The 14,384-nt window shown below is 36.3% G+C and carries 13 protein-coding genes and 1 other annotated feature; of the genes, 1 reads left to right on the top strand and 12 read right to left on the bottom strand.

Translation table 11 applies throughout. The features are described from left to right. Positions 1 to 312: 312 nt before the first annotated feature. The 9 genes from sufB to CBF36_RS08540 all read right to left on the bottom strand — a co-directional run bounded on the left by sufB (position 313) and on the right by CBF36_RS08540 (position 9,688). Positions 313 to 1,707, bottom strand: a complete 1,395-nt coding sequence (gene sufB, locus CBF36_RS08580; protein ID WP_125958042.1) for a Fe-S cluster assembly protein SufB — start codon at positions 1,705 to 1,707, stop codon at positions 313 to 315. A gap of 14 nt (positions 1,708 to 1,721) precedes the next feature. Then, positions 1,722 to 2,195 (bottom strand): Fe-S cluster assembly sulfur transfer protein SufU, encoded by a 474-nt coding sequence (sufU, locus tag CBF36_RS08575; protein WP_125958041.1) that lies wholly within the window; start codon positions 2,193 to 2,195, stop codon positions 1,722 to 1,724. Beyond that, positions 2,182 to 3,414, bottom strand: coding sequence for a cysteine desulfurase (locus tag CBF36_RS08570; RefSeq protein WP_125958040.1), 1,233 nt, complete (start codon positions 3,412 to 3,414; stop codon positions 2,182 to 2,184). The genes sufU and CBF36_RS08570 overlap by 14 nt, the downstream gene beginning before the upstream one ends. Beyond that, a complete protein-coding gene (sufD, locus tag CBF36_RS08565; RefSeq protein ID WP_125958039.1) occupies positions 3,415 to 4,704 on the bottom strand; it encodes a Fe-S cluster assembly protein SufD in 1,290 nt (429 codons plus the stop codon). A 17-nt stretch (positions 4,705 to 4,721) separates the two neighbouring features. Beyond that, positions 4,722 to 5,495 carry a Fe-S cluster assembly ATPase SufC gene (gene sufC / locus CBF36_RS08560; RefSeq protein ID WP_125958038.1) on the bottom strand — a complete coding sequence of 258 codons (774 nt, stop codon included), beginning with the start codon at positions 5,493 to 5,495 and terminating at the stop codon, positions 4,722 to 4,724. 194 nt (positions 5,496 to 5,689) lie between these two features. Next, positions 5,690 to 6,871 carry a cation:proton antiporter gene (locus tag CBF36_RS08555; RefSeq protein ID WP_125958037.1) on the bottom strand — a complete coding sequence of 394 codons (1,182 nt, stop codon included), beginning with the start codon at positions 6,869 to 6,871 and terminating at the stop codon, positions 5,690 to 5,692. Positions 6,872 to 7,102: 231 nt separating this feature from the next. Then, positions 7,103 to 7,948, bottom strand: coding sequence for a MetQ/NlpA family ABC transporter substrate-binding protein (locus tag CBF36_RS08550; RefSeq protein ID WP_125958036.1), 846 nt, complete (start codon positions 7,946 to 7,948; stop codon positions 7,103 to 7,105). A gap of 20 nt (positions 7,949 to 7,968) precedes the next feature. Next, on the bottom strand, positions 7,969 to 8,658 hold the full coding sequence (locus CBF36_RS08545; protein ID WP_125958035.1) for a methionine ABC transporter permease: 690 nt from the start codon (positions 8,656 to 8,658) through the stop codon (positions 7,969 to 7,971). A gap of 1 nt (position 8,659) precedes the next feature. Then, positions 8,660 to 9,688, bottom strand: coding sequence for a methionine ABC transporter ATP-binding protein (locus CBF36_RS08540; protein WP_125958034.1), 1,029 nt, complete (start codon positions 9,686 to 9,688; stop codon positions 8,660 to 8,662). A gap of 64 nt (positions 9,689 to 9,752) precedes the next feature. Next, positions 9,753 to 10,007, bottom strand: a binding site (T-box leader). Between the two features lie 168 nt (positions 10,008 to 10,175). Here CBF36_RS08540 and deoC point away from each other — a divergent pair. Beyond that, on the top strand, positions 10,176 to 10,823 hold the full coding sequence (gene deoC / locus CBF36_RS08535; RefSeq protein ID WP_125958033.1) for a deoxyribose-phosphate aldolase: 648 nt from the start codon (positions 10,176 to 10,178) through the stop codon (positions 10,821 to 10,823). Positions 10,824 to 10,866: 43 nt separating this feature from the next. Here the strand turns inward: deoC and CBF36_RS08530 are convergent, their stop codons facing one another. The 3 genes from CBF36_RS08530 to alr are packed head-to-tail and all read right to left on the bottom strand — an operon-like array spanning position 10,867 to position 14,343. Next, positions 10,867 to 12,213 (bottom strand): DEAD/DEAH box helicase, encoded by a 1,347-nt coding sequence (locus CBF36_RS08530; protein ID WP_125958032.1) that lies wholly within the window; start codon positions 12,211 to 12,213, stop codon positions 10,867 to 10,869. 48 nt (positions 12,214 to 12,261) lie between these two features. Beyond that, positions 12,262 to 13,203: an AEC family transporter gene (locus tag CBF36_RS08525; protein WP_125958031.1), complete on the bottom strand. Its 942-nt coding sequence runs from the start codon at positions 13,201 to 13,203 to the stop codon at positions 12,262 to 12,264. Beyond that, complete coding sequence (gene alr, locus CBF36_RS08520) at positions 13,204 to 14,343, bottom strand: alanine racemase (RefSeq protein ID WP_125958030.1); 1,140 nt, start codon at positions 14,341 to 14,343, stop codon at positions 13,204 to 13,206. Positions 14,344 to 14,384 lie beyond the last annotated feature (41 nt).

The raw sequence follows: 14,384 nt of genomic DNA, 5'->3' as shown, positions 1-14,384 counted from the left end.
GAATAAGAATTTTCTTGATAAACGGTCTTATAAAAATTAAATAACTAAAAAAGATGATAAATCTGAGATTACTCTCAAATTCATCATCTTATAGATTTAACTCATCAGTCCTATTTGACAAAGAGCCCTTATTGCGGTTGGTAGCCACTTTTTAGTATATCGAAAGGAGTTTCTTAACGCTAAAGCTATTTCTTCCACGCGCAATACGCGTGGTTTTTCTGTTTCGCACGATTTCGTGCTCAACTGACTAAAGTCATTAATAAAAGAGCCCAAAACATTGTTAATTCAATGTTTTGGTACTCTTTAAATTTATTAACCCACAGACCCTTCCATCTCATAAGAAATCAGTCTATTTAATTCAACAGCATATTCCATTGGTAATTCTTTCGTAAATGGTTCCACAAATCCCATAACAATCATCTCTGTCGCTTCTTCTTCTGACAAGCCACGGCTCATCAAGTAGTAAAGTTGTTCTTCAGAGATTTTTGATACTTTGGCTTCATGTTCCAATGCCACGTGACTATTGTGGATTTCGTTAAATGGAATGGTATCACTTTTTGATAACTCATCCATAATAATCGTGTCACACTCAATATGTGAAATCGATCCTTCACTTTGTTTAGCGAACGTCACTTGTCCACGATAGTTTACTTCTCCACCATCTTTAGCGATTGATTTAGAAACAATCGAGCTTGATGTGTTTGGTGCGTTGTGAATCATTTTTGCTCCAGTATCTTGAATTTGATTCGCTCCAGCAAACGCAACAGATAACATGGTTCCACGCGCGCCTTCTCCTTCAAGATAAACACTTGGGTATTTCATTGTTGTTTTAGCACCTAAGTTTCCATCAATCCATTCCACTGTTGCACCTTGATCTGCACGAGCACGTTTTGTTACTAAATTATACACGTTGTCAGACCAGTTTTGGATGGTTGTGTAACGGCAATACGCATCTTTTAAGGTAAAGATTTCAACAATTGCCGCATGCAAACTATTGCTTGAATAAGTTGGTGCCGTACATCCTTCCACATAATGCACGCTTGCGCCTTCATCAACAATAATCAACGTACGCTCGAACTGTCCAGTATTTTCAGCGTTAATACGGAAGTAAGTTTGTAGTGGCACATCTACTCGAACACCTTTTGGTACATAAATAAATGTTCCACCTGACCATACTGCCGAGTTTAATGCTGCTAATTTATTATCAGTTGGTGGCACTAAAGAGGCGAAATATTGTTTAAATAAATCTGGGTACTCTTTTAATGCCGTATCTGTATCGGTAAAGACGATTCCCAATTTTTGGAATTCTTCTTTCATATTGTGATACACCACTTCTGATTCATACTGGGCACTTGCTCCAGCTAGGTATTTACGTTCTGCTTCTGGAATCCCGATACGTTCAAAGGTTTCTTTGATTTTATCTGGCACATCATCCCAATCACGGGCTGGTTTATCACTTGGTTTTTGATAATAGTTAATCTTATCAAAGTCCATGTCAGATAAATCTGGTCCCCATGTTTGCATTGGCATTTTGTGGAAGGCTTCGAGTGATTTCAAACGAAACTCAAGCATCCATTCTGGTTCTTCTTTTTTAGCTGAAATCGCACGAACGATTTCTTCTGTTAATCCTTCACCTGTTGTATAGATCGGTTGCACATCGTCATGAAAACCAAATTTATATTCTTCTAATTGTGGTACCTCACTCACTTGGGTCACACTCCTTATTCTTCACTATGTAATTCTTCGGTTACAACCGTTTGATTTTCTTCAATAATCCCACGCTCTAATGCTTTCCACGCTAGCGTTGCACATTTTATCCTCGCAGGAAATTTTGCCACGCCACCTAATATTTGAGCATCTTTCAAGACTTTTTTCTTCTCGCCAATGTTCTCACCTTGCACCAACTCTAAAAAGTCCGCAATGATTTCAATGGCTTCTTTTTCCGTTTTTCCTTTTACCGCGTCTGTCATCATACTAGCACTTGCCATACTAATCGAACAACCATGACCGTCAAAGGCGATATCATCAATTACCCCATCTTTCATCACAAGTTGTAATTGAATCACATCCCCACACGTTGGGTTATTCAGTTCAATTTGACTAGTCACTTCGTCCAATACCCCTTTGTTGTGCGGGTGATTGGTATGATCTAAAATTACTTGTCGATAAAGATTATCTAATCTAGATAAAGCCATCTGAGAAAAACTCCTTTGCTGCGATGATTGATTCAACTAATGAATCAGCATCTTCTTTTGTATTGTAAAAATAAAAACTTGCTCTTGCTGTTGAATGAACATCCAAATAGCGAAGTAATGGCTGAGCGCAATGATGTCCCGCTCGAATCGCCACACCTTGCATATCTAATGCAGTTGCCAAATCATGCGGATGCACGCCTTTAATGTTAAAGGCAATCACACCAGTATGTTTACTCGCATCTCTTGGCCCATATAACTCAAACCCATCAATCGCTAGTAATTTTGGCAACACATACTCGACTAATTCTTGTTCATGTTTTGTAATCGTATCTAAACCAATCTCTTCCAAATAATTTATCGCACTTGCTAATGCTATCGCACCAGAAATATTCGGTGTACCGGCTTCAAACTTATATGGCAACTCTGCCCATGTGCTGTAATCATCATAGACAAAATCAATCATCTCACCACCAAACTCGATGGGGGACATTTTTTCAAGCCAAGTTTGTTTGCCATACAACACACCAATACCAGTTGGCGCACACATTTTATGTCCACTAAAGGCATAAAAATCACAATCCAACTCTTGCACAGAGACTGTCATATGCGGCGTTGATTGCGCACCGTCAACAACCATCACAGCACCGACTTCATGAGCCAGTTTCGCTAAGTCTTTGACAGGATTGACCACACCTAATACATTCGATGCATGGGCAATAGACACAATTTTCACACCTGACACGATTTTTTCTTTCGCATCAGTCATATCCAACTCACCATCTTCAGTCAAATCAATGTAGATGAGTTCAGCTTGTTTGCGTTTGGCTAATTCTTGCCACGGCACAATATTTGAATGATGTTCCATGCGACTAATCACAATTTTATCACCAGGCTCAACAACCAACTCCCCAAGTGAACGTGCCACCCAGTTTAATCCAGTTGTCGTCCCACGTGTAAACAACACTTCTTTTACACTACTCGCATCAATAAATGCTCGCACGGTTTCTCGCGCTGCTTCATATTGACTTGTCGCGCGTTCAGCTAATGTATGCACACCACGATGCACATTTGCATGACTGGTTTGCATATACGTAACCAAATCATTGATGACAGGAGTTGGTACATGTGTTGATGCGGCGTTGTCTAAATAGACAAGTGGCTCATCATTGACTTGTTGAAAAAGGATTGGAAAATCTTGTTTGCGTTTAGATACATTCATTTAATCAGCCAGCTTTCTATCAATGACTTGAACAAACTCCTCTTGAACAGATTTAACAGGGATTGACGTAATCACAGACCCTAAGAATCCACGTGTTACCAATCTTTCTGCTTCTTTTTGAGGAAGTCCTCTACTCATTAAATAATATAATTCTTCTGGGTCAAGACGACCAGCACTTGCTGCGTGTCCTGCCGTTACTTCAAATTCATCAATTAATAAAATTGGGTTTGCGTCACCACGCGCTTTATCAGATAACATTAGCACACGACTTTCTTGTTGTGCATCTGCGCCTTTTGCTCCTTTGATGATGTGACCAATTCCGTTAAAGGTTAACGTACTTTTCTCACGAATCACACCATGTTGTAAGATGTGACCAATTGAATGTGACGCTCTATTTGTCACACGTGTATCAATTCCTTGAATTTGACGACCTGTTGCGATGGCCACAACTTTCACTTCAGCATGAGAGCCTTCGCCCACAAGTTCTGAGTCAAAATCAGCGACAACATTGCCATCACTCATTAACCCTAACGCCCAATCTACACTTGCGTCACGCATAATATAACCGCGACGATTTAAATATGTGTTAACTTCTTTACCTAGACGGTCAATGGCAGCAAATTTTACTTTTGCTCCTGGTCTAGCAATCACTTCAACCACAATATTTGCGGCTAACTTTTCAGCTGTTTCACCAACTGATTGGAATCTCTCCAAGTATGTTAACTCACTGTTGTCATCAGCCACGATAAGTACATGTTTCACCATCGCACTACTGTCGTTTAATTGGTGATAAAATAATGATTCAAATGCGTCTTTTACAACCACATTTTTTGGCACGTATAAAAATACCCCACCGTTTAAAAAGGCTGTATGGAACGCAGTTAATTTATCTTCATCACTTGGTATCGCTTTAGTCATGAAATATTTCTCAACTAACTCACTGTGCTCTTTCATTGCGGTAAAAATATCAGTAAAAATCACGCCTTGCTCAGCTAATTCGACTGGCATTTGTTCAAAATAAGTCGTTGTACGTCCTTGAATGATTAATGGATTGTCTTCTAGTTCTGTAAAAGAAGGCAAGATTTCTTCATTTATCACTTCATTGTTTAAGTCACCAACATTCATTAAAGGCCAACGATGGTATTTCACTCGCTCAATTGCTGGTAATTCTAAATCGTCGATTTGATTTAATGCTTTTTTACGACGTTCTAACATCCATTGTGGTTCTTCCTGACTAGCTGAAAATAATGTCACGTCGTCAAGATAATCAGTTACATTTGCAGATTTCATTTATCTTGTCTCCTTCATTATTCTTCGTTTTCTTCGTAATCAATTCCTAATTCTTCACTGATTCCTTTGTATCCTTCTTCTTCAAGACGTTTCGCTAAATCAGCATTTCCTGTCATAACCACACGGCCATCCATCATAATATGAACCACATCTGGCACGATATAGTTAAGTAGACGTTGGTAGTGAGTGATGATAAGTGAACCAAAGTTATCGCCACGCATTTCGTTAATTCCTTTTGATACAACTTGTAAGGCATCAATATCAAGACCTGAGTCGATTTCATCTAAAATCGCAAATGTTGGTTCTAACATTAATAATTGAAGAATTTCATTACGTTTTTTCTCTCCGCCAGAGAATCCTTCGTTTAAGTAACGTTCAGCCATTTCTTCTGGCATATCTAATAACGCCATTTTGTCATCTAATTTATCTAAAAAGTCCATTACTGAAATTTTATCATCTTCAGCACGTTTAGCGTTCATTGCTGCACGCATAAATTCAGCGTTTGTAATCCCTGGAATTTCACTTGGGTATTGAACCGCTAAAAATAGACCAGCACGTGCACGCTCGTCAACTTCCATTTCTAATACATCTTCACCGTCTAAAAGAATTTCACCTTTAGTGACCGTATAATTTGGATTTCCCATAATCGCAGCAGATAATGTTGATTTACCTGTTCCGTTTGGTCCCATGATGGCATGAATTTCACCCGTTTTCATGGTTAAATTAACACCTTTTAGTATTTCTTTTTCTTCGATTGATACATGCAAATCCTTTATTTCTAAAACGGACATGTTTTTCCCTCCAAATTATTACTTTAATAAAAATTAACTCTTTTCTAATTTTAACCTAATTGAGAATGGACTTCAATTTAAAAGTATTTAAATTAAGTGTATTCTTGAAAAAAGCCAGTTAATAATCACTCTCATTTAATATTTCTATCAAATAACAAAAAAATGCAGACAATATTGTCTACATTTTTCTTTTTCTATGATTCATGTACTGGTTTTTCTGTGATTTCTTTTGATTCACTACCAGATGAAATCGCAAATTTCAACAATATTGGGGCGATAACTGTGGTAAAAATAATCACAAGAACTAAGGATGCGTACATTCCCTGGTCAATGAACCCTTTTTCCAGACCTAAAGAAATTAAAATTAAAGCCATTTCTCCACGAGAGATTAAACTTGCACCAATAATCGCACTGCTATGATTATCAAATTTTTCGATTTTTCCACCTAAGAAACCACCAATAAATTTGGTAAGAATAGCAAGAATACTAAAGACTACAATCAGTAAAATATTTTCGTTTAATCCATCTACCACAAGTTTCAATCCAATACTCACAAAAAAGATTGGGGCAAACAAGGCAGATGTGATGCTGGTTACTTTTCTTTCAACGTATTCAGCAAATGGTGTTTGAGAAATTAAAATGCCGGCAAAGAACGCACCAATAATATCTGACATGCCAATCCAATCAGCTAAAAAGCTAAGTAAAAAGACCATAATCAATGAAAATGCGACATCTCTTTCGGGAACCACAAAGTAGGATAATACTTTAAGAATAATTGGTAAAATAAATTTTCCGAAGATGTAAACAAATAGGAAGAACAACACATTTTTAAATAGAAACGGTAAGACGTCTGCAGTAGTTGTATTGGGGTTTACTAAATTCAATACAAGATTTAGTAAGATAACGACAATAATATCGTCCAGAATGGATGAGCCAATAATAATAGACCCTTCTTTTGTTTGAATGAAATTTAATTCTTTTAATACTTGAATGGCAATACTGAGTGAAGTCGCTCCGAAGATTAGGCCGATAAACAGTGATGTGTCTTGAGAATAACTAAATGACCTTGAAGCGAAGAAAAAAACAAAGAATGGGACTAAAACCCCTAGAAGACCGGTTATGAGTGATGGTTTAAAATATTTTTTTAATATTTTTAAATCACTTTCCACACCCGCAATAAACATTAATAGAATAACCCCTAAGTGTGATAACAACTCGATTGAATCATTACTTTGTATGATGTTAAAAACAGATGGTCCTACCAATATCCCCACTATCAAGCTCCCGACGACTGACGGCAGTCCAAGTTTTATAGCAACACTATCCGCAATTTTTGTAAATAAAATAATTAACCCTAAAGCTAATAAAATATCCATAATCTACCTCTTTTCATTTTTTATTTCGTTATATGAACGATTCCATAATGTTATGATTGACATATTCCATTTCCACCTCACTTTAATTTTCTTTAACACTACTTCCTTAATTTTATCGTATAATAAATAGGATATGATTTCAAGTTTGAACTATTATCAGTTAATCAAATGCCTTAAAATAGAAAAAAAGTATGAATTGAGATCACATGATTTCAACTCATACTTTTATGATTATTGATTGACGATTGTAATCGTCCCTTTCCATTTATCATTAACAAAATCAACTATTTTTTGATCATGTAATGCTTCAACAAGGGCTTTCGTTTTTTCTGAATCTTTGTCTTCAGATCTTACAGCAATGATATTAGCATATGGTGAATTATTATCTTCAACTAAAATCCCATCTTTTTCAGGATTTAATCCAATCCCTTCAGCAAAGTTAGCATTAATGGCAACTAAATCACCCTCTTTATTTTGATAAGTCGTCGCCATCATTGCTGGGTCAATATCATATTTAAAGACTAATTTTTTAGGGTTTTCTGAGATATCATCAAACGTTGCGGTTGTTAAATCAACCCCATCTTTTACTTTTACTAGTCCTGCTTCTTGAAGCATTCCAATCACACGACCCCAGTCAGTTTGAGAATTGCTGACAAGAATTGTTGCACCGTCTTCTAACTCTTTAATGTCTTTAATTTTTTGAGAGTATAACGCCATTTTTTCTAAATGGATCGCTCCAGCATTCGCAAAATCATAGCCTTTTTCTTTTACTTCTTTATTAAAATACGGAATATGTTGGAAATAATTCGCATCAATTTCTTTTTCTGCTAATGCTTTATTTGGTAAGATGTAATCTTGGAATGTCACGATTTCTAAATCATACCCTTTTTCCTTTAAAAGTGGTTTGACTTCTTCTAAAATTTCAGCATGTGGTGTTGGAGATGCGCCAACTTTAATCACTTTGTCATCTTTTGACCCACTTTTTGATGTGTCTTCTTTACTGCTATTGTTCCCACAACCGACTAATGCCAATACAGCCAATGCTGTGACACCAAATTTAATCCATGTTTTCTTCATTTTCTTTTCCCCCTAATCAGTTAACTTCGTTTGTCTGTTAATTTTACTAATAAATCACCCAACCATTGTAGAATAAATACAATGACTAGAATTAAAACCGTTGCGACCATAATAATAGTGTGTTTGTTTCCCATAAACCCACCTTGATAAGCAAGAGAACCAAGTCCACCTGCCCCAATTGCCCCAGCCATTGCCGTAAAGCCAATCATCGTAATCGTTGTAACCGTTATACCTGAGATTAGGGCTGGGATACTTTCAGGAATTAACACTTTAAAAATAATTTGCAGTTGCGTTGCACCCATTGCTTCACTGGCTTCTAAAACACCTGGATCCACTTCACGAAAAGCAATGTCAACTAGACGCGCATAAAATGGCGCTGCTGAAATAATCAACGCTGGTAAAGCAGCAGTTGGTCCTAACATCGTTCCTATCAAGGCTTTCGTTATTGGAAATAACAAAATAATTAAGATAATAAATGGAATCGAACGAAACGTGTTACTAATGATTGAGACAATTCCATAAAGCGTTTTGCCAACTGGTTTCGTGCTTTTACCAAAATAATAAAGCATTAACCCAATAACTAATCCGATAATCACCACAAAAAAAGTAGAGACAAACGTCATATACAGCGTTTCTTTTGTTGCTTTAATAAAGTCTGTTGTATTAATTTCACTAAAATTAAAATATGTTTCTATTAATCCTTTATCCATGTTATATCACCTCAACTCCTACGCCATGTTGCTCGAAAAAGATTAAACTTTCAGAAAGTGTTGCCTCGTCTCCTGTCAACTGAACAAGCATCGTTCCAAATGAAGATTGTTTTGCTTGTCTCAGACTAGCTTGTAAAATATTCACATTGATTTGGTACTCATGAATCACTTGTGAAATGACGGTTTCTTTTGCTTTATCCCCTTCAAATATCAAGCGAACGAGAATTCCTTCAGGATAATTTTTGAGTAAGTATTGAATGGCTTCTTCGTTTTCTTCACTATCTTCTTGATTATCTTGCTTGATAAATCGTGCTGTCACCTCATGTTCTGGGTGTCTAAAGACGGATAATGTGTCGCCTGTTTCAATCACACGTCCTGTCTCCATTACCGCTACTTTATTACAGATTTTGCGAATCACATTCATCTCATGAGTGATTAACACAATAGTCAAGCCCAATTGTTTATTAATATCCAATAACAAGTCTAATACTTCTTCTGTTGTTTGTGGGTCAAGAGCGCTCGTTGCTTCATCACATAATAAAATCTGTGGATCATTTGTTAAGGCTCTAGCGATTCCCACACGTTGTTTTTGACCACCTGATAGTTGACTCGGATAGGCATGTTCACGTCCTTCAAGTCCCACTAACTTAATCAATTCACGTGCTTTTTCTTCGCGTTCAGCTTTTGGCACATGGCTAAATTCTAACGGTAATAAAACATTGTCTAACACTGTCCTTGACCATAAAAGATTAAAATGTTGGAATATCATGCCAACCTCTTGACGATACTCTCTTAATTTTTTTCCTTTTAGTTTGGTAATATCTTCTCCATCGACTTCAATCACACCACTAGTTGGCGATTCTAATAAATTTAATAAGCGAATCAGTGTGCTTTTCCCTGCTCCAGAAAAACCAATCACTCCAAAAATATCGCCACTTCTTATTGATAAATTAACGTCTTTTACTGCTTCAACGGTTTGTTTCTTGGTTTTATACGTCTTACATACATCAATTAATTCTATATCACTCACAATGATGCCTCCTATATTTGATAACAAAAAAAGCTTCCGTCCTTTATCTACTTTACACAAGTAAACAAAGGACGAAAGCATTGTTTCGTGTTACCACCTTTTTTCATTATTACCTCACGATAATAACCTTACCCAGTACGCAAGCCAATTGCTTTTAATACTGTTGTCCGGTAACGGGAACTCCCGAAAAATACTAGCGGTACACGCTCATATTTTTATGCTCAAAGACCATCTTCTATTTCCTTCTTGTTCCTCTTTTTCACCATCCGAGGTCTCTTTATACAATCCAAAAATATACTCTTCTTTTCAAAGCAATGATTTATAAGGCATATAATAACAAACCAATTTTTTTCTGTCAACTTTTTTATTCAACCTCTTTTAACTTTTTGACTGAAGAGTTGGCATTGCTATTCTTTAGCAATCATTGTAAAATGGTGTAGTAGTAATACAGTAGCGTTTACAAATATTATTTGAAGGAGCTAATTTTATGAATTTAGCAAAATATGTCGATCACACGTTATTAAAACCAGATGCCACAAGAGAGCAAATCAAAACACTATGCGAGGAAGCCGCAGAATACGACTTCGCCTCAGTTTGTGTTAATCCTTTCTGGGTAAGCTATGCAGCGGATATTTTGGCCGATGCAAAAGCAAAAGTGTGTACAGTTATTGGGTTCCCTCTAGGGGCAAACACAACAGAAACAAAAGTATTTGAAACAACAAATGCTATTGAAAATGGTGCTGAAGAAATTGATATGGTGATTAATATCGGTGCTTTAAAAAATAAAGAATATGATATCGTAGAAAAAGACATTGCAGCAGTGGTTGAAGCAAGTCATCCAAAAGCCATTGTAAAAGTCATTATTGAAACATGTCTTTTAACGGATGAAGAAATCGTTAAAGCATGTGAGTTATCTGTTGCAGCAAATGCCGATTTCGTTAAAACATCAACTGGATTCTCAACTGGTGGGGCAACACCTGAAGATGTGAAATTAATGAAAGATACCGTTAAAGACAATGCATTCGTTAAAGCTTCTGGTGGGGTTCGTTCTAAAGAAGATGCCTTCACCATGATTGAAATGGGTGCTGACAGACTTGGAACAAGTTCTGGTATCCTTTTAGTAAAAGAAGACTAACATAAAAAAACGACGGGAAAATTCCCCGTCGTTTTTTTTTTGCTTAAAAATCTTGTTTTCTTGCTTTACGTTTACTTCTATTTGATTGACGTTGCTCAATTTTACGTTTTTGTTTTTGGTCATCAGCAATCGCATAACGAATTTTTTTCTTGTAACCTGGTTTCACTTTTTTCTTCTGTTTTTTCACCATACCAATCATCGTTGGGTCTAATTGTTTTTGCGTACGTGAACGTTGTTCACGACGATTGCGATCATAATGATCCACAATTTCCCCTTTTTTGATAGCCTTTGGTTCAAATTTAATGCCCAGTTTTTCTAATTCAGCCAATGCTGCTTCATCTTTTGGCTCATATAACGTGATGGCGATACCTGGAAGTCCATTACGCCCAGTACGACCCACGCGGTGAATAAAGAATTCTAAATCTTTTGGAATTTCAGCGTTAATGACATGAGAAACTCCCTCTATATCAATCCCTCTAGCAGCTAAATCTGTCGCGACCACAAATTGATAATCTAAGTTTTGAATGCTTTTCATCACACGTTTACGTTCACGCGGTGGGATATCCCCATGAATTTTTGCTACTTTCAAGCCTTTTTCTTTTAAGAAATCAGTGATTTCATCCACTTTTTGTTTGGTATTCGCAAATACCATCGCTAAAAATGGGTGACCAATCGTTAATAAATCATAGACGACTTGTTCCACGTCTTTACTTTTTGTTGAAATAACCCAGTTGTCAATCGTATCAGAAATAACAGATGTTGGTTTGATATGTTCAACAACAGGATTATCCATGTATTTTTTCAAGAATGGTTTTAATTTCACTGGAATCGTTGCTGAAAAGACTAACATTTGTAAATTTCCAGGTAACGTTGCGGCAATCTTGTCGACATCTTCTAAAAATCCCATGTCAAGTGTCATATCTGCTTCATCGACAACAAAAGCAAATGCTGTATGTGTTTTTAGCGCACCACTTTCAATTAAATCTAAAATACGACCTGGTGTTCCAATTACAACATGAGGTTGTTGGTTCGCTAATTTGTCCACTTGGCGTTTTTTGTCTGTTCCACCCACATAGTTACTAACACGTAATTCATCATCATAGTGACTAGCCAATTGACTGGCTGCTTGATAGATTTGTTCAGCCAACTCACGACTTGGTGCTGTGATAATGACTTGAACTTCTTCTTTTTTTGCGTCAATTTTATTCATCAGTGGTAATAAAAATGTGTGTGTCTTGCCTGAACCTGTTTGCGATTGTCCAACAACACTTTTTCCTTTATTAATCACTGGAATCAATGTCTCTTGTACTTCTGTTGCTTCTTTAAATCCTATGTCATCTAATGCTTGGATTAAGTTATCATTCAATCCAAATTGGTTAAATTTTGTCATTGTATTCACCTTCCTTTACGTTCCTTTGGCATTATAGCACAGTTTCAACTAAAAAAATAATGTTAAAATGACGAATATAAAGACAGTATATAAAATGATGGAATAAGTTAATGACGTTGTCGCAAATTCTGCATCTGCTCCGTAACCTTTTGCTAAAATGGGCAACGCATTTTGAACCGGCATAGCAGATTGTAAAATAAATACTTTTAACATCAAACTAGGCACAGGAATAATAAAAGATAACCCATATACCACAAGCGGTGAAATAATATAGCGACCAAGTATTACACCCGCGACATCTTTATCCATTTTTAAATTTTTAAATCCTGTTTGATAAATAATAATTCCAATCACAAAAAGAGACAGAGCTGTTGTCATCCCACCAACGTAAGAAGAAAAATCAATCATCGGTTTTGGTACAGCCATGTCAGTCAACATCCATAAAATCCCAACAAAAAACCCTAAAATAGCCGGTGATAATAATTGCTTCAATAATTTCTCAAGACTAAAATTGGCTTTTTCTAAACGGTTATCCGGATTATCTCGACTAATCAACATAATGCCAACCGTAAAGAAAAAAGTGGTATTACAAATATAGTAAAGCAACGCATAGGGAATTGCTTTTTCACCAAAAATTGCCATATTGACAGGTAATCCCATAAAAATAGTATTAGCCGCCGTAAACATGGTGCGAAACGAGCCCTTACGAGTGTCTGGTACATGGGTAAGACGAGAATACACAATACTAATCAAAAACGTCACAATAATCGAGACAAATGGTAATGCTAATCCTGTGAATAGTTCTAAAAATTCTGCTCGAGTAAATTTTTGTGTCATATTTAAAAACATACTTAAAGGCAACGTGATATTTAACACTAATTTTGAAAAAACATTGGCAATATGATTATCAAACCATTGTTTTTTAGTCAACATATAGCCTAAAAAGATAATCGCAAATACTACTAGAATATTTAAATACGCCGTAATCATCTAATTGTTTATCCTTTCATTTAGATAATAACGTGGCAAACGATCAGTTAAGCCACAAATGATTTCATAATTTATCGTGCCAATAAATTCAGCAGCATCATCTAATGTGTTTTCTAGCTCACCATTTTTTCCAAAAATAGTCACTGGTGTCCCAACAGCGTATCTTTTTGACAAACGAATCATGCATTGATCCATGCACACACGCCCCACAATTTCAGCATACTGTCCATCAATGATGACATGATAACCTTGAAATTTTCGAATCAGTCCATCTGCATACCCAATTGGCAACGTTCCAATCCATTCATCCTTTTCAGTTGTATAGGTAGCTCCATAACCAATTTTTTCTCCAGCTGACACTTGTTTGACGTGAATTAATTCTGTTGTCAGGGACAACGCAGATTTTAGCTCATAAGGAAGTTCGAGTGTTTTACCCGAAGGATTTAAACCATATAGCGCATCCCCTAACCGAATCACATTACTGCACCATGCATCATGCCATAATGCGGTGGCTGAATTTGATGTGTGAATGTAAGGAATCTCTATATCTGAAAAAATATCCATCGCACGCGTAAATCGTTGCTGTTGCAATTCAAAATAAGAGGTATCTTTTGTATCAGCGCAAGAAAAATGCGTGAACATCCCATCTAATTTTAAACGAGTTGACAATACGATTAACTCTTTTGCTAAAGCAATATCCGTTTCATCTCTTAATCCAATACGTCCCATACCCGTATCAATTTTTAAGTGTATGCTTAATGGATTAGTTAAGGCTGTCTGTGTTAGATAGTTTTCTGCTTCTTTTAACCATTCTAATGATGGAGCTGTTAAGGAAATAGTTTGTGAGATAGCAACATCAATATAGTTTGGCGACACATAACTTAGCACCAAAATAGGAAGATTGAGTCCAGCTTGTCTTAATTCTAGTGCTTCATCCAAGTTGGACACACAAAAACCTGTTGCTCCTGCTTTTTCACATACTTTTGCTACCTCAACAGCACCATGCCCATAAGCGTTTGCTTTCACAACAGCAAATAAGGATTGCTCTTTATTTAAACGACTTAACTCTTGTTTTACATTATATTCAATAGCCGATAAATCAATGATAACTTGACTCGGTCTATGTGTACTTTCTATCATGTTTTCCACTCTTTCTATCACAAAATTATTAAAAAAGAAGG

It is taken from the genome of Vagococcus bubulae, from assembly GCF_003950315.1.
GTDB classification, from domain to species: Bacteria; Bacillota; Bacilli; order Lactobacillales; family Vagococcaceae; genus Vagococcus; species Vagococcus bubulae.
The sequence above is the reverse complement of the archived record's forward strand: the minus strand, read 5'-3'. Positions and strand labels throughout refer to the sequence as shown.

Coding starts and splice junctions, on each gene's coding strand:
- CBF36_RS08545 (WP_125958035.1), bottom strand. CDS start 8,658: ATGGATAAAGGATTAATAGAAACATATTTTAATTTTAGTGAAATTAAT.
- sufU (WP_125958041.1), bottom strand. CDS start 2,195: ATGGCTTTATCTAGATTAGATAATCTTTATCGACAAGTAATTTTAGAT.
- sufD (WP_125958039.1), bottom strand. CDS start 4,704: ATGAAATCTGCAAATGTAACTGATTATCTTGACGACGTGACATTATTT.
- CBF36_RS08570 (WP_125958040.1), bottom strand. CDS start 3,414: ATGAATGTATCTAAACGCAAACAAGATTTTCCAATCCTTTTTCAACAA.
- alr (WP_125958030.1), bottom strand. CDS start 14,343: ATGATAGAAAGTACACATAGACCGAGTCAAGTTATCATTGATTTATCG.
- deoC (WP_125958033.1), top strand. CDS start 10,176: ATGAATTTAGCAAAATATGTCGATCACACGTTATTAAAACCAGATGCC.
- CBF36_RS08555 (WP_125958037.1), bottom strand. CDS start 6,871: ATGGATATTTTATTAGCTTTAGGGTTAATTATTTTATTTACAAAAATT.
- sufC (WP_125958038.1), bottom strand. CDS start 5,495: ATGTCCGTTTTAGAAATAAAGGATTTGCATGTATCAATCGAAGAAAAA.
- CBF36_RS08525 (WP_125958031.1), bottom strand. CDS start 13,203: ATGATTACGGCGTATTTAAATATTCTAGTAGTATTTGCGATTATCTTT.
- CBF36_RS08550 (WP_125958036.1), bottom strand. CDS start 7,948: ATGAAGAAAACATGGATTAAATTTGGTGTCACAGCATTGGCTGTATTG.
- CBF36_RS08530 (WP_125958032.1), bottom strand. CDS start 12,213: ATGACAAAATTTAACCAATTTGGATTGAATGATAACTTAATCCAAGCA.